This window comes from Candidatus Berkiella cookevillensis, from assembly GCF_001431315.2.
In the GTDB taxonomy this organism is placed as follows: Bacteria; Pseudomonadota; Gammaproteobacteria; order Berkiellales; family Berkiellaceae; genus Berkiella_A; species Berkiella_A cookevillensis.
Map to the genome: position 1 here is coordinate 1,623,210 of NZ_LKHV02000001.1, position 18,190 is coordinate 1,641,399.

Annotated in this window: 20 protein-coding genes; 7 read left to right on the plus strand and 13 right to left on the minus strand. The window is 35.2% G+C overall.

Going from position 1 to position 18,190, the window contains the following annotated elements; translation table 11 throughout:
- Positions 1–8: 8 nt before the first annotated feature.
- On the minus strand, positions 9–1,052 hold the full coding sequence (locus CC99x_RS06950) for a Fic family protein (protein WP_057624741.1): 1,044 nt from the start codon (positions 1,050–1,052) through the stop codon (positions 9–11).
- Positions 1,052–1,246 (minus strand): hypothetical protein, encoded by a 195-nt coding sequence (locus CC99x_RS06955; RefSeq protein ID WP_200953468.1) that lies wholly within the window; start codon positions 1,244–1,246, stop codon positions 1,052–1,054. Before CC99x_RS06955 ends, CC99x_RS06950 begins: the two co-directional genes overlap by 1 nt.
- Before the next feature lie 430 nt (positions 1,247–1,676).
- Between CC99x_RS06955 and CC99x_RS06960 the strand changes: the two genes are divergently transcribed.
- Positions 1,677–2,075 (plus strand): lipocalin-like domain-containing protein, encoded by a 399-nt coding sequence (locus CC99x_RS06960; RefSeq protein WP_158003215.1) that lies wholly within the window; start codon positions 1,677–1,679, stop codon positions 2,073–2,075.
- A gap of 215 nt (positions 2,076–2,290) precedes the next feature.
- Here CC99x_RS06960 and CC99x_RS06965 read toward each other — a convergent pair whose 3' ends face one another.
- The 3 genes from CC99x_RS06965 to CC99x_RS06975 all read right to left on the minus strand — a co-directional run bounded on the left by CC99x_RS06965 (position 2,291) and on the right by CC99x_RS06975 (position 4,513).
- Entirely contained in the window at positions 2,291–2,893 is a 603-nt protein-coding gene (locus CC99x_RS06965) for a hypothetical protein (protein ID WP_057624744.1), read from the minus strand.
- Positions 2,894–3,252: 359 nt separating this feature from the next.
- The gene (locus tag CC99x_RS06970; RefSeq protein WP_235528083.1) at positions 3,253–3,627 is read right to left on the minus strand and encodes an antibiotic biosynthesis monooxygenase family protein; all 375 of its coding nucleotides are present in this window, start codon (positions 3,625–3,627) and stop codon (positions 3,253–3,255) included.
- Positions 3,620–4,513, minus strand: a complete 894-nt coding sequence (locus tag CC99x_RS06975) for an aminoglycoside phosphotransferase family protein (RefSeq protein ID WP_057624745.1) — start codon at positions 4,511–4,513, stop codon at positions 3,620–3,622. Before CC99x_RS06975 ends, CC99x_RS06970 begins: the two co-directional genes overlap by 8 nt.
- A 295-nt stretch (positions 4,514–4,808) precedes the next feature.
- Here CC99x_RS06975 and CC99x_RS06980 point away from each other — a divergent pair, with 295 nt between their 5' ends.
- Positions 4,809–5,108, plus strand: coding sequence for a PepSY domain-containing protein (locus CC99x_RS06980; RefSeq protein ID WP_057624746.1), 300 nt, complete (start codon positions 4,809–4,811; stop codon positions 5,106–5,108).
- A gap of 428 nt (positions 5,109–5,536) precedes the next feature.
- Positions 5,537–6,076: a hypothetical protein gene (locus CC99x_RS06985; protein ID WP_259596634.1), complete on the plus strand. Its 540-nt coding sequence runs from the start codon at positions 5,537–5,539 to the stop codon at positions 6,074–6,076.
- 23 nt (positions 6,077–6,099) lie between these two features.
- On the opposite strand, the gene CC99x_RS06990 is transcribed toward CC99x_RS06985, so the two are convergent.
- Entirely contained in the window at positions 6,100–7,356 is a 1,257-nt protein-coding gene (locus tag CC99x_RS06990; RefSeq protein ID WP_057624748.1) for an Hsp70 family protein, read from the minus strand.
- A gap of 305 nt (positions 7,357–7,661) precedes the next feature.
- On the opposite strand from CC99x_RS06990, the gene CC99x_RS06995 reads away from it, so the two are divergent.
- Complete coding sequence (locus CC99x_RS06995; protein WP_057624749.1) at positions 7,662–9,116, plus strand: serine hydrolase domain-containing protein; 1,455 nt, start codon at positions 7,662–7,664, stop codon at positions 9,114–9,116.
- A 55-nt stretch (positions 9,117–9,171) separates the two neighbouring features.
- On the opposite strand, the gene CC99x_RS07000 is transcribed toward CC99x_RS06995, so the two are convergent.
- The 6 genes from CC99x_RS07000 to potA all read right to left on the minus strand — a co-directional run bounded on the left by CC99x_RS07000 (position 9,172) and on the right by potA (position 15,571).
- Positions 9,172–10,770, minus strand: a complete 1,599-nt coding sequence (locus tag CC99x_RS07000; protein ID WP_057624750.1) for a hypothetical protein — start codon at positions 10,768–10,770, stop codon at positions 9,172–9,174.
- A 336-nt stretch (positions 10,771–11,106) separates the two neighbouring features.
- Positions 11,107–11,502: a nucleoside diphosphate kinase regulator gene (gene rnk, locus CC99x_RS07005; protein ID WP_057624751.1), complete on the minus strand. Its 396-nt coding sequence runs from the start codon at positions 11,500–11,502 to the stop codon at positions 11,107–11,109.
- A gap of 337 nt (positions 11,503–11,839) precedes the next feature.
- The gene (locus CC99x_RS07010; protein WP_141651908.1) at positions 11,840–12,937 is read right to left on the minus strand and encodes an extracellular solute-binding protein; all 1,098 of its coding nucleotides are present in this window, start codon (positions 12,935–12,937) and stop codon (positions 11,840–11,842) included.
- Positions 12,862–13,632: an ABC transporter permease subunit gene (locus CC99x_RS07015; protein ID WP_057624753.1), complete on the minus strand. Its 771-nt coding sequence runs from the start codon at positions 13,630–13,632 to the stop codon at positions 12,862–12,864. The genes CC99x_RS07010 and CC99x_RS07015 overlap by 76 nt, the downstream gene beginning before the upstream one ends.
- Positions 13,616–14,467, minus strand: coding sequence for an ABC transporter permease (locus CC99x_RS07020; protein WP_057624754.1), 852 nt, complete (start codon positions 14,465–14,467; stop codon positions 13,616–13,618). The genes CC99x_RS07015 and CC99x_RS07020 overlap by 17 nt, the downstream gene beginning before the upstream one ends.
- 3 nt (positions 14,468–14,470) lie before the next feature.
- Positions 14,471–15,571, minus strand: coding sequence for a spermidine/putrescine ABC transporter ATP-binding protein PotA (potA, locus tag CC99x_RS07025; RefSeq protein ID WP_057624755.1), 1,101 nt, complete (start codon positions 15,569–15,571; stop codon positions 14,471–14,473).
- A gap of 312 nt (positions 15,572–15,883) precedes the next feature.
- Here potA and CC99x_RS07030 point away from each other — a divergent pair, with 312 nt between their 5' ends.
- Together CC99x_RS07030 and CC99x_RS07035 are read left to right on the plus strand one after the other, a co-directional pair.
- The gene (locus tag CC99x_RS07030; RefSeq protein ID WP_057624756.1) at positions 15,884–16,225 is read left to right on the plus strand and encodes a zinc ribbon domain-containing protein YjdM; all 342 of its coding nucleotides are present in this window, start codon (positions 15,884–15,886) and stop codon (positions 16,223–16,225) included.
- A gap of 125 nt (positions 16,226–16,350) precedes the next feature.
- Positions 16,351–16,476, plus strand: coding sequence for a hypothetical protein (locus CC99x_RS07035; protein ID WP_259596635.1), 126 nt, complete (start codon positions 16,351–16,353; stop codon positions 16,474–16,476).
- A gap of 131 nt (positions 16,477–16,607) precedes the next feature.
- On the opposite strand, the gene CC99x_RS07040 is transcribed toward CC99x_RS07035, so the two are convergent.
- A complete protein-coding gene (locus CC99x_RS07040) occupies positions 16,608–17,171 on the minus strand; it encodes a hypothetical protein (RefSeq protein WP_057624757.1) in 564 nt (187 codons plus the stop codon).
- Between the two features lie 216 nt (positions 17,172–17,387).
- Here CC99x_RS07040 and CC99x_RS07045 point away from each other — a divergent pair, with 216 nt between their 5' ends.
- A complete protein-coding gene (locus CC99x_RS07045; RefSeq protein WP_057624758.1) occupies positions 17,388–18,104 on the plus strand; it encodes an IQM protein middle domain-containing protein in 717 nt (238 codons plus the stop codon).
- Positions 18,105–18,190: the final 86 nt, after the last annotated feature.

Genomic DNA, 18,190 nt, shown 5'->3' on the forward strand with positions numbered 1-18,190 from the left:
AGTATCACTTAATACTCATCTTTATTATAAAAAATTGATTGAAACTTTGATTCTATCGCACTAATTTCTTCTTGTGTTAATTTATTAAATTCTTTTTCACGAGCACGTTTAGATAACCGACCTTTTTCTTGTTGTAAAAATTGAATAAGTAAGTGTACGAAACGAGCCGGCATATCTAGATAGCCATCAATAAAATTTTTTATTTCATCATATTTTTTTAAATAATCAATTTCTTTAGGTAATACTTCCTCAATAGTTTCTTGAATACACAAAAATAAAAATTCAGCTTGTTTTGTAGCATCAAAATATCGATATAAATCTTTGGTTTCATTTAATACTTCAACATTACCACTTTCTGTGGCACGCCATTTTATATAATCTAACCTTGGGGAAGAATATGATTCTAATACTGCTCTATACTCCTTTATTCTTTCAAGAATCACATAAGAAACAGGAAAAACTACACCTACAGGAGTAAATCCCTTTTCGATTAGAACATGATGGATAAGGTAACGATGAATTCTTCCATTTCCATCTTCATATGGATGAATAAAGACTAATCCAAATGCAATAGCTGCAGCAGCAAGAACTGAATTATAATTTGAAGATGTTAATAAATTATCAGTCTCAATTAATCCTTCCATTAAATCGCCTACATCTTGAAATCGAGCAGAAATGTGATCTGGAATTGGATAGTTAGTTCCTCTTTCATGCTCACCAATAAAGCCTCCCTGGTTTCGGTAGCCAAGATGAGTATATCTAAAATCGGCAATTACAATTTTTGGACCTATATATTGTTGTTTATCATCCAACACATCAACAAATCTAATTTTTTTATCTGCAAGATCAGCGCCTGTTAACCATTCATAAAGGAACCAAATTCTACGGCTATAGGCTCCAGCTAGTTCCAATTGAATCATTTCTTCAAGTTCAGTTTGAGGAATTTTTTTAAATAAAGCGTTTAGGATCCATAAATTCACCCCTTCGTACTTCAAAGAAAATACCAAATGTGCATAAAGATTATCTTCAGGCTTATGCCTAATAGAAAACATTATCCAGCTATCTTTTTGTGGTATTGTTTATGTTTTTGGCTAATTACAGAAATGAAATCAGGTAGCGGTACTTCTAGTTCATATGCACTAATAATTGCTGAATATCCGGCTAGTGCAGCTCCTTTCTCGAGTAACAATAATCCATGAAAAACATCCGCTGTTTGTGAAAATTGTCCGCTATCAGAACTTTTCATGAAAAGCATCCGCTACCTGTGAAAAATACTCGCAATTTGGGGAGTTCAGTGAAAATTGAATGCTTAAAAGAACCTTCTTAGTATGAAACCAAGACAAAAGCTATCTTTCCAACATTTATATACCAAATAACCTATAAATCACACGACATAACAACCTAGGTCTATCACAACATATTGAACAATTTGTGTAACAGGTTGTTGCATAGGGCATGGCTTACTTCCTTAAATTAAAAGGTGTAATCTATGTTTTCGGAATATTACATTAACTGCTTCTTAGAAAGGACATCAGCTCCAACTTATCTTAATGAATACAAAAAAACTTTTTCCACAATGGATGGCAAAATTAATTTTTCACTTAATGTTTTTAGCTTCTGTAGGTTGCATGCCATCAAGCCACTTTTCCTCAAAAAATATACAAAGGAATAGCTCAATGGAAAATCCTAGCCCTATTACTAAGAAAAGTATTTTAGGCTCGTGGAAATTATTAGATTTTCATATTACGCAATCTAATGGTGACACTAAGAAATGGGGTCTAAATCCAAATGGGTTATTGATCTATGACGAATCTGGCTATATGTCTGCCAGTATTAATTCTGGAGCCAACATAGAAGAAAGTACTCAAAATTTAGAACGAAATATTCTATTTTATTCTGGACAATACAAAATAACAGGAAAAAATGAAATTACCCATTTTGTTGATAATGCATCTAATCCATATCGTATTGGTAAAGAATTCATCAGGAATGCTAAATTACTCAAAAAAAACCAATTACAACTTATTGCAGATGGTGAATATGGACGAGCCTATCTACTTTGGGAAAAACTCTAAAGCTTTATTATTACTCTGTATTTTTTTACGGCAACAATAAATCACTAATCATGTAAAAAGCGTTACTTATATCTAAATAAATGGCAAGCTAGTACTAGATTCTAAAAAAATGCCTTATTTTTAATCTAAATAACCATCTTAACCAAAGATTTGAGAACTTTCGCAGCTATGTATAACTATCGGAAGTTCTCGCGCAAAACAAATTGAAATATCTGTTAAATTGAGATTTTCTTTGAATGAATAGATTTTCTAAGCTCTTTGTTTGCTGGGCTCTTTATTTCTTGAGCAGCAATTCCTGCATAATAAGCCCTTGGATGCAAAACAGCTGCTTTATCAAAAAAGCTCTGGAACATGACAGTATAAGATTTAGCTGCTTTCGTGCCAATATCAAATGCCTTTGTCAGAGAAGGATCTAAATTATCCAACTCGCCAACCTTCTTGTTTAAATATTCTTCATTACAGGTGGTTTTAAATTGATCTCTTAGCCCAAAGATCAAGCTTGAAGCAACCATCGAAGCGCCTAAAAGCATCATTCCAAGCAGATTAAATAATGAAAAATAGGTAATGCAACCAATAGCTAAAATAGTTCCAATACCCACGCCCCATAAACGTGAAGTATAGAAATCATGAGGCACTTCTAATTCCTTTTTAGGCGGAACAGCGATTTCATAACTAAACTTATCCTGAATGAATTTAATTAATTCTTGTAGCTTTTCATCATCCACAACGGTGCATTTTTTACCTATTTTACCTGGCAAGTGTATATTTATCGAATTTTCAGACATCATAGATAGCCCGATTGTATTTTGAAATTTCATAAAGGCGTTCATCACCTCCATAAGATCACGTTCACTTACACAATCTAAGCATAGATAAACTTCGTATCCATTAGATTTAGGATGATAAGAATAAATCTGGTATAAAACGATGGTTTTTTATTGAAGAACTTGACATAACGATTTTTCAATTAAACAAACAATAAAGAGAGCATTTTACTGATTACAATGAAAATATCAATATTTTATTCTTAACCTAAAAATCTATTACAGCTTCAAATATACCTAATTGCGTTCTGCTATAAGCAGTGATAGTGGTAATTAATTATCAATATTTTCATAGGATTGCACCATCATTGTATATACAGCCTTATTACCTAACCAAGTAAAACCAACTTATTTCATGTAAGTTCTATTTTACCCAATAATAGATCATCAACAACCTCCAAACAAATTTCATCATAACTTTCTAAATCCTTATTCTCTTCTTTTATTGCCTGCATTTTTTGAATTGCTTCACGAATATCTTCAGGTAATATTTCATTAGGGGCATTATCTCCAGGCCAAGCAGCATCTCGCGTTGCTTTATTTGGCCATCGTGAATAAGCAACCCAAAGACCATCAGTGCCTTTATGCAAACAAGAACCAATCGCACCACATTTTTCTACAAAATAAGTCGCAATCTTATGCCAATATTGCTGATAAAGCGCCTCTTGGTGGGATTTAAGTTTAAACCGATAAATAATAGCAATCATGCCTGCTCCGTCATTATTCATAAAATATTTCTTCAATAATCCTTTTTTGCTCAAACGCTTCCACGCTATTTTTATCTTTTATCTGACATAGTTCAAAGCTTGCCTTCCACAATGCCCATGCACGAGCGCGCAGCCATGTATCTTTGTCCAAACTCATTTCTCTAATAAAAGTATCACGCGCATTGCTTTTTAAAAAAGTCCAGGCAATCACCAAGTCGCAAGCAGGATCACCTATCGCTATACCACCAAAATCAATGATGGCAGATAATTTGTCATTTTGTAGCAGCATATTACCAATCGCAAAATCGCCATGGATCCATACCGGCGGTTTATGCCACTTTGTTTTGCAAGCACGTTCCCATAAATTGATTGCTTTAGTACCATCTATGATATCTGTCAATTCAGCTATTTGCTCTCTAGCACCTTTGTCATAAACGCTAACATGATCACCACGCCACCAATTATGCTGACCAGGATGCGGTCCCTCAACGTTTTTGATATTTTGTAGTGCTTTCAAAAATTTTGCTAAATCAAATGCAAGTGTCTCTTTGACTTTATCATTTAAAACAAGAAGATTGACGCTTTTTCCCGGAAGCCATTTGTAAATTGAAAATGGATATGGGTAATCTTTAGAAGCCAAGCCCATTTTTATAGGGACAGGAATATTAGTAGTTAAATACGGTGCTAATTTGGGCAGCAAATCTTGCTCTTTGGGCACTTTCAAAGCATAGGATTCTGCTGTTGGCATACGGATCAACAGCTCGCTACCCAGCCTGTAGGTTCGATTATCATGCCCTTGCTTTTCAACAGCGCTGATAGGCAGGTGAGCATATTTTGGGAACTGATTGTTAATAAGTTTTTGAGCAAGCTCAGATGTTATATCAAATGATTGAGAAATATTGGTCATTTGCCCTCTACATCAACTGCGTGTGAAGTAAGAATCAACATATCCTTATTCTTTTGCAGCATAGTTTTTCATACAGCAGATTTTCAAGATACTGCGCGTTTATCAAGCTCTCAAGAATGGCGCTGCAACATAAACAATCTATAACTACACCACAAAACTTCATTTATCCGTTGCCAGCGGCGATTCTAGTATATACTAGCCTGTAGACTCTTGAATTTAGAGAATTATGCACATACCCTCTTTTTTATCGCTTTCTCTTAGTAACACAATTCAATAACAACCATAGGAGCCCATTATGAAATTTATCAACAACATTGTACTATTTTCTGCCTTTTTATTCACGTTGAACGCACCAATAGCGATGGCTGGTGATGCGAAAGATTTACAGCGACTCATGGAGGCTAAAATCAGTATGACTGAGGCCATTGAAATCGCAGAAAAAGCCCACAATGGCAAAGCCATTGAAGCAGAGATCGATTCCATGCGCGATGGCAAAGTGGTATATGATGTGGTGGTTGTAAAAGACAATCGTTTTTACGACTTATCCATTGATGCTATCGATGGTAGCGTATTGCGTAATGTTGAAGACAAATAACTATTTTCGACAAGCCTGCCCTCTGTCTATAGCAGAGGGTGTCTTGCTTATACAGAAGTCAATTAACTTCTTGTGGCTGTCCTAAATTATTGTCCTAAATTATTTCGCTTCAATCACTGTTCGAAGCGCCCATCACAAATGAGCATACATGCATAAAATACCATGCTCCCTGATAGTTATTTGAATTTTTGTTAATTTCAATTATATTTGATTTAAGCGAGGCTATTTAAGTATATCAGATGAGCGAAATTGACCGATATCAAGCAATGATGGCAAGAAAATTAGCCGAGGAACAGCAAGAGAAACTGACTGAAACGCTAAACCACCAATTTACACAGCTCCAACAACTCCGAGAAATGTTTACAACCCGAAAAAAGCACACCTATAGGATTTTTTTGTGTTGCTCTTTCTCGTACGCTGTATTGCTATTGTTAGTTTTATTTCAAAACTATATTTTCAAAGGAGAATTATCACATGATTTAATTCTCAATCTTCTTATCGGTGCTATTTTATTTCTTGCCTGTTTAGCCTCCTTTTTAATTGCTGCAGCAGCGCCTTTTTTGACTTTTATATTTGCAGCTTCACGTGGCAATGAAATACATAAAGCACTGAATGAACAGATAACAGCAATTCAAGCTGGCACGATACATGCTCAAGCAGATTTTAATAAATTGGAAGAAATAGATGCTCAAAAAGTAACCGAAATCCAAGAAGGAATTTACTGGTTACTTCCACGCGTTAAAATACTGAGGAGAATTAATACATTAATGTGCTTATCAAGCGTCAGTATGATTCTGTGTTACTTTTTTCTTTTTAGCAATTTTGGCTTTGCATTACCATTTTCAGCAATGAATTTTATTATAGGATCCACCAGCACAATAATGGCATTAATATTCTTTTTACTTTCTGTGGCACTATTAGCTATTTCTGGTTCTCAAATATTTAAATTTAAGATTAATGAATATTAACCCGCCCCCCAAATAATACTCTATTACCTCCACAACTCTTCTGCAATGATAGCAAGTCCTTTACCTACGCTTCCATATACATCGCCGGTGACAAATTGCGCATTTGGAAAAAGGTTGCATATCATGCGATGCACTACGGGAATTTGAGTGGTTCCACCTGTTAAAAAGACAGAATCAATTTGATCTGCATGAATGCTTGCAGCTGAGAGTGTAGTTTCTATTGTTCTTTGTAATCCATTGATTAAATTATGACAATAAGATTCAAAATTATCTCGAGAAATAGCTATCTGTAAGTCATCTTCAACTTTTGAGATATCAATATCATCCAATAAGGATGAGCTTAACTTAATTTTAGAATTTTCTGCTGCCTGCAATAGATAATGCCCCAGTTTTTTTTCTAATACAGTGATGGCACGCTTAATTAAAAATTTTTGCTCAGACACTAGATATAAATCTTTAATTTCATTAATAGTTTTAGTGGAATATAAATTATTCAGTAAATGCCATGATGTTAAGTCATAATACAACGATGTAGGCATTTCAAGCTTACTTCCATTCATTCCTCGAACAATACTGCCCTTACCCAACAAAGGCATAATTGCATGCAAACTGAGATCTTTATCAAAATTAGTACCACCTATGTGTATGCCACCATTAGCAAGAATGTCTGCTTTTCGATTTATTGTTTTGGTTTTATTGTTAAGCCTGATGATTGTAAAATCTGAAGTACCGCCTCCTAGGTCAATAATTAAAGCCAGCTGCTCGTTACGAATGCTGCTTTCATAATCTAAAGCAGCTGCTATTGGCTCAAATTGAAAGACAACCTCTTTAAATCCTTGCTCCTTCATGATAAGTTCCATTGTATCTTGTGCTAACTTATCTCTTGCATCATTTGTGTCGTGGTAACGCACAGGTCGCCCTAATACGACCTGGCTAAGTTCTGTATTTAATTGTCTTTCAGCAGTCTCTTTAATATATTTGATTACCAAGCCGATAATATCTCGATAGGTTATCCATTCCCCGCATACGGCAATTTTTTCATTCAACAAAGCAGAGCCTAAAATGCTTTTCAAAGACAACATTAATCGCCCCTTTCCACCTTCTAAATAGCGATCTATCCCACATTGTCCGATGAAATGCTCTTTTATTTCTGAATCAAAAAAAATAGCAGATTTAAGGATGGGAGATTCACCGTTCAGTGCTATTAATGATGTTTTAGAATGATGAGATATTGCCAGTGTTGAATTACTAGTACCGAAATCTAAACCACAACTTAACATTTGCTAACCTTTATTCATTGAATGGGGAGGGTGCTGCATGAGTGCGAATACCATACACAGATGTAACAAAACTAACTACCCATATTATTTGATATACAAGGGCTTACTCGTCCCTATATGACCTACAATAAAAATCGTATTATTATCGCCCTTAAGTTTATCAGTTAATTTTATTTTATAAAGAATATTTCGTTTAAGGTCAGATAAAAAAAAATACCGCTGTTTACTGCATGATGAATAATTCGCTACTATTAATAAAAGCTGTCTAAAAAATAGCAATTTAATTAATAAGGTAACCTACACCAATGATTGGTTCTAAAACACTTTCAGAATTAGTACAAAAAGAAGAGCTTGAAACATTAAGAAAACAAGTTGGCATCCCAGGCATATCAGCTGCTTATATTAATGGTATTAACGACGATGATATTCCCTCCACTCTCGTCGATGGTATCAGCAATTCTGGTTCAGAAGTTACAGATAAAAGTGTATTTGGCGCAGCTTCATTAAGCAAACCTGTATTTGCTTATATTGTTTTAAAATTAGCACAAGAAGGCAAAATTAATTTAGATCAAAATCTTGATGAGATGTTTAACACAGCTATTAGCCGTGGCCACGAAGTGATTAATCCTTGGTCCAACCTCGTCGTTGGTGGCCTAAAAGATATCACCGCTCGCATGATATTATTGCATCGAACAGGATTACCTATAACGGCAAAAAATGATGAGGCGCTTAATTTTGAATTCGAACCTGGTACACAATATGGGTACTCTGGTGTAGCTATCCAATGTTTACAGGAAGCAATCGAAGCATATACTAACAAAAGCCTTGAAGATCTTGCTCAAGAATATGTGTTTGACCCGTTTCATATGAATAATAGCAGCTTTGATCGCGTTGCTGCTAATAGCCTACAAACAACTGCATCTGATTACGCTCGTTTTATGCAGGGTTGGATGAAAGATGAAAGCTTGAAAGATGCTTTTGAATTTGATCCAAACTTTACAATGAAAAGAGATCCCTGGGCAACCCAATTAGAAAAGATTAAAAATGATGAAATTGAACAAAAAGTAATCGAAAATGAAACATTAGACAACGTTGCTTGGGGTCTTGGCGTTGGTCTTCAACGAAATGCAAATGGCTCAGTGACTGCCTTCCATTCAGGAGACAGCACCAACTGTAGAGCACTGATGGCATTTAATTTAAGCACTAAAACGGGCGTTGTTTTCTTCACCAATTCAGATAATGGATTAGCGTTGGCAGATAAGATCATGTCTCAAACCGTTCCGCTTGAAGATGGATCGAATTATCTTTTCCGAAAATATGGCTTTGAACGCGATTTTAAAGATGGCTGGCAAGAAAGGGAAAGAAGTAGGTTTGAGAATATTGGTCACGCATTTCCCCCTAATAAACCTCGTCTAGAAGTCTCTGCCTCTTCACATACCCCAAGATCTCTGCCAATCTTAAGTTCTTTCTCGCCAAGCACCTCTAGATCAAGCGATATCGTTTCTAGCATTGAACAATTGCTCATTCGTGCAAATAATATGGGACTTGATCCACAGAAGCTACTAAGAAACGAAGGAATAAATATTGAACAGATGGATAATTTTTCTGAATTACAACGATTAGCTCAAGATGGAAATAAAATGGCGTACGATCTCTATAAAGTTGCTGCCGAAAATATGCAAGGCCGTTCCAGATTGGCCAGCAAACACTTAGATGCAGCCAAAAACCCACTTCAAATCAAAAATACAAAGGATAAATAATGTAACAGAGCTAGCCCCAGCTGTATTTTCTAAGAACTAGCTCTTTTAAAATAGTTTAAAAAGTATTGCTACCATTACTATTACGCAGGCGAGGAGAAGAATCATCATCTTTCTCTTCTTGTCCACTCAATCCATTATCTCCTAGTGTATCATGGTCTAAAGAAGTGGTTCTTTTAGCCTTACTAGAAGAATGCACAAAGATTGGCGTGGACACTGTCGACGCTCTTGCGCTCAACCAAGGGCTAGACGTTGTTACTGAAGCAGACGAGGATGAAGGAAAAGATTCCAATGATTCTTCAGAATGCTTTTCTATGATTCGTTGCTGGCGGTCTAAAATCTCTTTTTCCTCTTCACCCAGTTTCCTACATTTTTCAAATTCAGGCGATGACGATATATCAGAGCTTGATGTTGCGCTTAGCGTCAACTGAGGAGACGATCTCATCATTTTTGTAGTTTTGGTTCTACTTAAAAATCCAGAAGCCCAATTTTTCTTCTTTGCGCGAACAATTGCGTCTTGTCCCTCACCATCATTTTTGGAGAATGTCTCAGGAACAAAATGCCCTTGCAAAACGAGTTTCTCACGCTTGATTGCAACAAGCCGACCTGGTGCCCATGCTAAAAAAGCGGTGTCAGCCCAATGACGAAAGCACGCTGCCAATTCACTTACATCTCTATAATGAGCATCTTGATGTGTATTTGCAAATTTTGAAACATATTCAAGCATTTTTCCAATGCATTCAAGCTCATCCACGCTCAAGATTTTTTCAAAAATCTTAAAATGTCTAAGCTCTATTTTATCTGGGAAAGCATGCCAAGCATAAAGTAAAGCAGCTATTTTCATCATGGCGGGCTCACCATGATCGACAGCGCAATCACCTATCAGCAGGTCTGTAGCATATTGAGATAAACCTATTTTTTTTGCCACTTCAAATAAATAATCATCTTTATAATAATCACCAACTGGCCTATCTGCACTTGGTGGATTGCCCCCAGGACTTGCTTTAACTCCCAAAAATCCATGCCCCAATATTTGTGTTTCTGCTACAATTGTTTCTAAATCATCGACAATGCCGTAGATAAGTGCTTTTTTAGAGCAACTGACAGAACCAAAAGTAAAGGCTTGAGTCATTTCGTTATAGTGTCGATTTAAAAATTCAACTAATTGATGATTTTTACCATGGTATTTGGCGGCTTCTATTTTAGCAAAGAGGCTCGTTTCTAAAATAGCATGGGTTTGTGCTAATTCAGTTCCAATATCTGTTAATTTAAGAGCATCAATTTGTTTGGCTATGAGATTAATAGCTTGTTCTAACTGATGATATTCTTTATTCCGTTGTTCTGCATTGGTGCCACCACCAAAGACAATATGTTCATCTAAAAAAGAAATACCAAAGCTACGCAAAAGCGCTAAATATTGTTCGACGGTATAATCTGTTTCTAAATCACTTGGCGCACGATTGGTCATAATCCCCAATTGTTGGTTTGGTGCTACAGATTGGAACAGTTTAATAGGTAATAATAAATGAGGATTTTTGACACAATTGTCATAGCATTTTACAGAAGTATCATCCATATCCCAAAAAATAAAATAGGTATGCAAATCAATATGATGAGCATCAGATGAGGAAGAACTAAACGGTGATGAAGATAACATGTAGATTACTTTTTTAAAAAAAGAAAATGAGGATTTTATGTTTTTTCTTATAACATGTAAACAATACCAGGCATTATGTCATTCAACCCCAATATCTTGCTTGGATAACTAATTCAACATTTACCCCTAAGCAGATCCATAAATAGAAGAAAGGATAAGAAAGACAATAACACTGCAAATACACCTATTATTTTCATTGTTCGAAACAGGTGAATCTCTACAAATTTCTATCGGATTGTTATCCCAGAATTTTGTAAAACAAAATATCTGGGATCCACGAGCGCTTTAGAAATATTCTCTGATTTCTCTATGAAAAAATAAATATAATAAAACGTGTTATTTGGTATTACTTAAATCTGGGCGCACAAGAGAGATAACTTTTACATGTCTATTTTTTCCATCAGGCAATGGCCAATCAATGCTTTGTCCAATACGCAGCCCAATTAAAGCAGCACCCACTGGCGCAAAAATAGATATTTTACTTTTCTCAATATCTGCCTCATTAGGATAGACTAAAGTCACTTTTTGCTCTTTGTTCGTATCTAAATCCATAAAGGTAACCTCTGAATTCATTGAAACGACATTTGCAGGTAATTCGCTTGCAGGAACCAAGGTTGCACGCCCTAACTCTTCTTCAAGCAATTCAGCAATCTCTGTTTTTATATTTAAAAGCAGTGATGATATTTTTTGATAATCTTCTTCTGATATAACTAAAGAGGGAGACTTACCCATATTGCATCCTTATGAATATTTAAAAAGTCTAGTTTTAAAGTAATATTTTAGCCGCAGAATCGCGACCCTGCGGCGTTAGGAAATAAATTTCAAGACCATCCTTCTTTCTAAGGAAAAGAAAGAATGAGGGCTTGTAAAGGAAAAGAGACAAGAATGAGTCATTTGGATAAAATAAAATTAAACCGTTCGTTTTATGAATAAAAGTAAATAATTCTTATTCCTTAATTATCGTGAAACAACCTAGCATCTGTCAACTAAATTACCTAAAAAGCCAATTAACAAACATAAAGAATAGCCAAGCCCAACATGGATGTCCTGACAGCTATACTGATAATTTTTACTGCAATTTTAGTAATTGCCAATAACGAGAAATAGTTTCCAATGCCTCATTATTGACATCGGTTTGAAAGATACCACGGCTAAGCGTCTCATCATCAGGAAAAAGAATTTTATTATCGAGCAATGTTTTTGGTAAACTTTCTTTGGCAGCTTGATTGGTAATAGCATAATAAGTTTCTTGTACTTGGATGGCAGCAATTCTTGCTTGCAATATGTAATTTAAAAAAATATAAGCATTTTCAGGGTGTGGCGCATCACTTGGAATTGCAAAGGCATCAACCCACATCACAAATTTATCTTTAGGATAAATAAATTCAATTGCAGGATTTTCTCTACTCGCCTTATAGACATCTGCATTCCATGCCATTCCCACTGTAACATCTTCATCAATAATTAAAGAAGCCACTGAATTGTTGTTATATAAACGAATATTGGGTAATAATTTAAGTAAATGCTTATATGCCTCAGCCAAAATATCTGCATTTTGTTCATTTGGAGACTGATCTAAGGTTAATAACCCAATATTAAAAACCTCTCTGGGATCATCTAACATCAGCAAAGCATCGTAATATGATTGAGACCAAAAATCAGACCATTTTTCAATTTTTTTTGAAGCATGATAGTTTCGATTCACAAAAATGCCTGTAACACCCCAAACCCAAGGAATACTATATTCTCCCGTGAGATCATAATCTGGATGTCTAAAACGAGGATCTATGTTTTGATAATTTGTCAAAGCATTGAGGTCTATCTTCTGTATCATCCCCTCTCTGATCATGCGCGATATATAGTAACCTGAAGGCTCAATAATGTCGTATTGCCCTTTGCTGGCTTTCATTTTAGCATATAGCATTTCATTGCTATCAAAAGTTGCAAAATTTACTTTAATGCCCGTGTCCTTTTGAAATTTTTCAATAATTTCAAGAGAAACTTCTTGAGGCCAAGCATATACATTCACAACCTTCTCATTTGCTTGCACAAAAGCACAAAAGGAGACGACAGCTAAGCTTAGCCAAATCCTCATATTTTTCTCCATTTGCTTACCCATTGAGAAAGGCATACTAAGATAAGCGTCATCAGAAACAGCATTGAACACAATGCATTCACCTCTGGAATAACACCTAAACGAGCAAGACTAAAAATTTTAACAGATAAAATCTCAAAATTAGAGCCAGAAACAAAGTAACTAATGATAATGTCATCAAAAGACAAAACAAAACATAATAATCCAGCAGAAATAATAGCAGGTAGCAACAATGGAAAAATAACACGTAAAAATATTTGTTGTTCACTAGCGCCGAGATCGCTTGCTGCTGAAAAAATATTAGGATCGATGCTTTTAACACGACTATAAATAATCACAACAACAAAGGGAATACAAAATGTGACGTGTGCAATATACAAAGACCAAAAGCCTAAAGAAAGCCCCATCATTGAAAACAAAATTAAAAAAGCAATTGCTAATACCAGATCGGGGACAATCAACAGAATAAATAATAAGCCCTGCAGTAATTTTTTCCAAAAGAAGTTGTATCGATAAAAACTGACAGCCCCTAATGTGCCTATTAATAAAGCCGTTGTTGTTGCAGACAAGGCCAAATAAAATGAATGCCAAACAGCTATCCACAAATTACTGTCTTGTAATGCATGTTTATACCAAGTTGTAGTAAAACCATGCCATACCATCGAAAAATTAGCATCATTAAAAGAATAAACAATCAATGCAAAAATAGGGACATATAAAAACAAATAAATCAATCCAAGGTAGCCAACTTTAAACCACCGATTCATAATTGATCCTCTTTTTCCCTTTTAGCCAATAAATCGCTAAACCAGCGCCCATAATAAGCGTTAACATAATATTTGTGGCTGCACCTCGTGGCCAATTGTTTTCAGTGAGAAACTGATCTTCAATTAAATTACCAAGCAACAATGCTTTAGCCCCCCCCAAAAGATCCGAAATATAAAATAAAGTCATTGCTGGCAAGAAAACTAATGCAATACCACCGATAATACCAGGTAAGCTTAACGGGATAACGATCTTGCTAAAAATAGTAAATTTACTTGCTCCTAAATCTTTAGCTGCCTCTATTAATGAAAAATCAAAACGTTCTAAGTGGCTATAAATAGGTAGAATCATAAATGGTAATAAGTTATAGACTAGACCTATCCCAACCGCAGTATTACTAAAAAGAATTTGCAAAGGCTCCTGAATCAAACCTAAAGAAATTAATAATGAATTCAATAAGCCTTTTGCCTTTAAGAGACTCATCATTGCATACGTGCGCACCACTGAGCTTGTCCAGAAGGGCAGCAACAACAATAATAAAGCGTAATTTTTCAGTTTTGCAGGTAACCGCGAAATAATATAGGCAAAAGGATAACCTAATAGTAAGCAGACCAGTGTCACCAAAAAAGCGACATAAAAAGATTTAAAAAATATCTTTAGAAAGATAGGATCTAATAAATCTTTATAATTCTGTAATGTAAACTGTGTAAATGCTAAATGCTCTGGGTCATCTTTTAAAAAACTAATGACAAGCATTAGAATAAAAGAAAACAGAGAAAAAACAAGCAACCACCCACTGATTAAGGAAATTGAGAAGAAGCGAAATTTGTCTTTCATTATTTATCCTTCATAGGGTAATACAACTTCCCACCCTAAAGGCCAGTTAATCCAGACCGATTGACCTACTGCATAAGTGATTTCATGCCCACCATCTTCATCAAAAAATTTGGTTGCCGATAATAATTTTCCATTGGGCAATTTTAGAATCAGATCAATGGTTGTTCCCTTATAAATGACTTCATGGATCAAAGCTGGGAACATATGGCTTTCATCTTTAGAAGCTATATCATGAATGCGTATATCTTCAGGTCGGATTAAAACATGAATTTTATCTGATATTTTAAAGTTACCCGTATTTTGCAATTCATATTGAACATCTTGAATGGTGACAATAATTTTATCAGTCTTCACATCGTCAACCGAAATATCAAATAAATTACATTCTCCAATAAAACTTGCTGCAAAAAGATTTTTGGGATTCTCGTAAATATTGCGAGGCGTTCCTTGCTGAACGATTCGGCCATGCTGCATTACAACAATTGTATCAGACATAGACAAGGCTTCTTCTTGATCATGCGTTACAAAAATAAAAGTAATACCCAGTTTGCGTTGTAACTGCTTAAGCTCAATTTGCATATTTTTTCGCAAACTGTAGTCTAAAGAACTCAAAGGCTCATCAAGCAGAAGAACCAGTGGCTCTTTGACGACCGCTCTTGCGATTGCAACACGCTGCTGTTGTCCCCCACTCAACTCTTTGGGTTTACGATTTTCATAACCCAATAAGCGTACGATCCGCAACATTTCCATTACACGGTGTTGAATTTCATTTTCTGCTACCTTATCGCAACGTAAACCAAAGGCAACGTTATCAAATACTGTCATATGCGGAAATAAGGCATAGCTTTGAAACACTGTATTAATATGTCTTTCTTGTGGAAGCAGCTTTGCTGCATCTTGCCCATTAATTAACATTGTTCCCGCAGTTGGCGTTTCAAAACCTGCTAACAAACGTAATAAAGTGGTTTTACCGCAGCCTGAGGGGCCTAGGAAAGTTAGAAACTCGCCATCTTTAATATCAAGATCAATGCTTTCTAGAATTTTTTGATTGTCGTAATATTTTTGAATACCACGCAATTGTATGATGATTTTCCGCTCAGACATGAGATCCCTTTTATAAGCAAGTACACTATGATTGGCTGTATTTTCAGCGAAGCAATGAGAACGAGATACTTAGCTGGGACTTATCCATAAAACGATTCCATCCCATTCATTATTTCCATCTAATATACTCTTTTGATGATCTGATATTCAATCTTTATCATCCTGCTCAACAAAGGCTTAACGGACAAAATATGACTGATTAACAACAAATAAACATTAAAAACCAACAATTGTTTTGTTGGATAGCTTCTTAAGCATTAGAATTATTGTGGCGCTTCTGATAAACTATTTAGTTTTGGAGTAAAATAACTAATGAATAATGCTATTCCAGCCTGTCCTCAATGTAAATCTGAATACGCTTATGAAGATAGAGATCTTTTTATCTGTCCTGAATGCGGACATGAATGGAACCCTAAACAAAATGTAGAAGAAGCAAATACGCTTATCGTTAGAGATGCCAATGGCAATATTTTACAAGATGGCGATTACGTTGTTCTAATAAAAGATCTAAAAGTAAAAGGCTCTTCCTCGGTCGCAAAGATTGGTACAAAAGTCAAAATTCTTCATCTTACGGAAGGAGATCATAACATTGATTGCAAAATAGAAGGGATCGGTCCAATGATGTTGAAATCTGAATTTGTGAAAAAGGCATAGTTTTATAATTACAGTAATGCGTTATAACCTAAAATAAAGCGCTTTATCACTGAGTGTTCCCCATGAATTAAGATTTGTCGTTGCAAGCTGAGCAATGACGAAGCTTTCTTTGTGGGGATTCCTTCATGGCATATACACATACTTATCTACGAAATACATACAGAGAAGAACAACAGCAATTATTATGCTTATTTTTACAAGCCCATTTAGTGCCTGCTTTATCTCATGATGTCTATTTAACCAGTTTTTAAAAAATCCCATAATTCATACATGTTAGCAGCTCATAATACTTATTTTAGACTATTTTATATAGAACAATCCAAGGCCAAAAATATTTTCAGTAAACGCAAAAATAAAGCGCAGTATCACTGCGCTATTTAAATTAAAGCTTTGAAAGACGAGAACAAGAAGTTTCTTGCCTTAAAGAAACAGATGGCTCTGCAATATGCTTTGTAGAATCTATTGTGGTCTTATCTGTTGACCACCAAATTGCAAACAATGGCTTGTTTAATTCTAAATATTTAAACTGAAGCTCTGTAAGAACGTCATTGTCATCACAAATATTTTTTGCTTTAATTTCATCGACCTGAACCGACATTCCAAATTTTAAAACAATTCCCTCAACCCATTTCTGCGTCAAACGCTGGGAGGAAAGAATGATTTTCATTTTTATACTAGAAATTTGCTCTGCATAAGTGGCCATTTCTGGAAATTGTTGCTGAAGATATGGCAATGCGATTTGCAATCTTGGTACGATATTAAAATGAAAACCATATACCTTACCCCGATCATCCGCATGGCTGTCTCTCTTTCCATCCACCATATAACTTAATAATTCAGACACACCTATATCGCCAAAAGGAGGTAAAGATTGCTTCATAAACACGGAAAGAATGCAGCAAGGATGAAATTTATTTTCCTCAGTCCAATTCGTGGTTAAACCCATGATATACACCTTAAAAATCCTAATAAATTGCGAAGCATTATAACAATTGAAAAAATAATGTATACATCCAAGAAATCAGAAAGAAAATATTCATAAAAACCTATTCATTCTTTAATATTTAACAAAAAATATTATCCAATATGTATTAATTAATAAATTTTGTTAAAATAATCACTATTGCAGTTATATGCATATACACTTTATAGGCATCCCAAAATGAAAAAAGGCCCCACCATCTATCCTCATTCACCTGATGTGACTCAGAATTATTCTTACATGCCTTATTTCAAATCTTTATTTGCTTCGCAATCTGAGCTTGGCAAACCCGTTACAGTTGGAAAAACCTACACGAATGCATTTTTTGATGATTTAGCGCCAGTACATTATTTTTTTACTTATATCGCAGGCTTTCTAAGTGGTGGTTGGTATGGTGGCAAAGGCACTCAACTAAATGCTCAGCAAAAACGTCCATACAAAATTTATGCAGATAAAAATGGTTGCTGCTCTTTTAAAAATAATCCGGCAGCAAAAATTCCTAGCGGATATTACCGATACATAGTTTCTCCAAAAGGCGGATTATATATTTTCGGTGCTGATCCCTCATTATTCCACAATTCAATTCGTGGCTCACAACCAGTGCAATGTGCGGGATCACTATATATTGATAGCGGATTTATCACTCGCATTGATAATTCAAGCGGCCATTACCGCCCTAGCCGTTCTCAATTTATGCGTACACTGGGCGGACTATATGCAGCACGATTTGTTGATGATGGAACCAAAGTATTTACACTCAATGCTAATAGCTTTTTCCCCATTCGTCACAACCATGAAGGTGCTATTGATGAATTAATAACATCTGGTGTCATTCAAATTCCCCAACCTTGGCAAGCAACACACGCCATACATAATAAAATGAAACAACGCCTATAGTTTTGCTTAATGCAACCAAAGCTCAAAACTAATTTTAAGAGCATAATGTGATTTAAACAAAGTTATTTAACTTATTTTTTATAATA

Coding starts and splice junctions, on each gene's coding strand:
- CC99x_RS06950 (WP_057624741.1), bottom strand. CDS start 1,052: ATGTTTTCTATTAGGCATAAGCCTGAAGATAATCTTTATGCACATTTG.
- CC99x_RS06955 (WP_200953468.1), bottom strand. CDS start 1,246: ATGAAAAGTTCTGATAGCGGACAATTTTCACAAACAGCGGATGTTTTT.
- CC99x_RS06960 (WP_158003215.1), top strand. CDS start 1,677: ATGGAAAATCCTAGCCCTATTACTAAGAAAAGTATTTTAGGCTCGTGG.
- CC99x_RS06965 (WP_057624744.1), bottom strand. CDS start 2,893: ATGAAATTTCAAAATACAATCGGGCTATCTATGATGTCTGAAAATTCG.
- CC99x_RS06970 (WP_235528083.1), bottom strand. CDS start 3,627: ATGAATAATGACGGAGCAGGCATGATTGCTATTATTTATCGGTTTAAA.
- CC99x_RS06975 (WP_057624745.1), bottom strand. CDS start 4,513: ATGACCAATATTTCTCAATCATTTGATATAACATCTGAGCTTGCTCAA.
- CC99x_RS06980 (WP_057624746.1), top strand. CDS start 4,809: ATGAAATTTATCAACAACATTGTACTATTTTCTGCCTTTTTATTCACG.
- CC99x_RS06990 (WP_057624748.1), bottom strand. CDS start 7,356: ATGTTAAGTTGTGGTTTAGATTTCGGTACTAGTAATTCAACACTGGCA.
- CC99x_RS06995 (WP_057624749.1), top strand. CDS start 7,662: ATGATTGGTTCTAAAACACTTTCAGAATTAGTACAAAAAGAAGAGCTT.
- CC99x_RS07000 (WP_057624750.1), bottom strand. CDS start 10,770: ATGTTATCTTCATCACCGTTTAGTTCTTCCTCATCTGATGCTCATCAT.
- rnk (WP_057624751.1), bottom strand. CDS start 11,502: ATGGGTAAGTCTCCCTCTTTAGTTATATCAGAAGAAGATTATCAAAAA.
- CC99x_RS07015 (WP_057624753.1), bottom strand. CDS start 13,632: ATGAATCGGTGGTTTAAAGTTGGCTACCTTGGATTGATTTATTTGTTT.
- CC99x_RS07020 (WP_057624754.1), bottom strand. CDS start 14,467: ATGAAAGACAAATTTCGCTTCTTCTCAATTTCCTTAATCAGTGGGTGG.
- potA (WP_057624755.1), bottom strand. CDS start 15,571: ATGTCTGAGCGGAAAATCATCATACAATTGCGTGGTATTCAAAAATAT.
- CC99x_RS07030 (WP_057624756.1), top strand. CDS start 15,884: ATGAATAATGCTATTCCAGCCTGTCCTCAATGTAAATCTGAATACGCT.
- CC99x_RS07035 (WP_259596635.1), top strand. CDS start 16,351: ATGGCATATACACATACTTATCTACGAAATACATACAGAGAAGAACAA.
- CC99x_RS07040 (WP_057624757.1), bottom strand. CDS start 17,171: ATGGGTTTAACCACGAATTGGACTGAGGAAAATAAATTTCATCCTTGC.
- CC99x_RS07045 (WP_057624758.1), top strand. CDS start 17,388: ATGAAAAAAGGCCCCACCATCTATCCTCATTCACCTGATGTGACTCAG.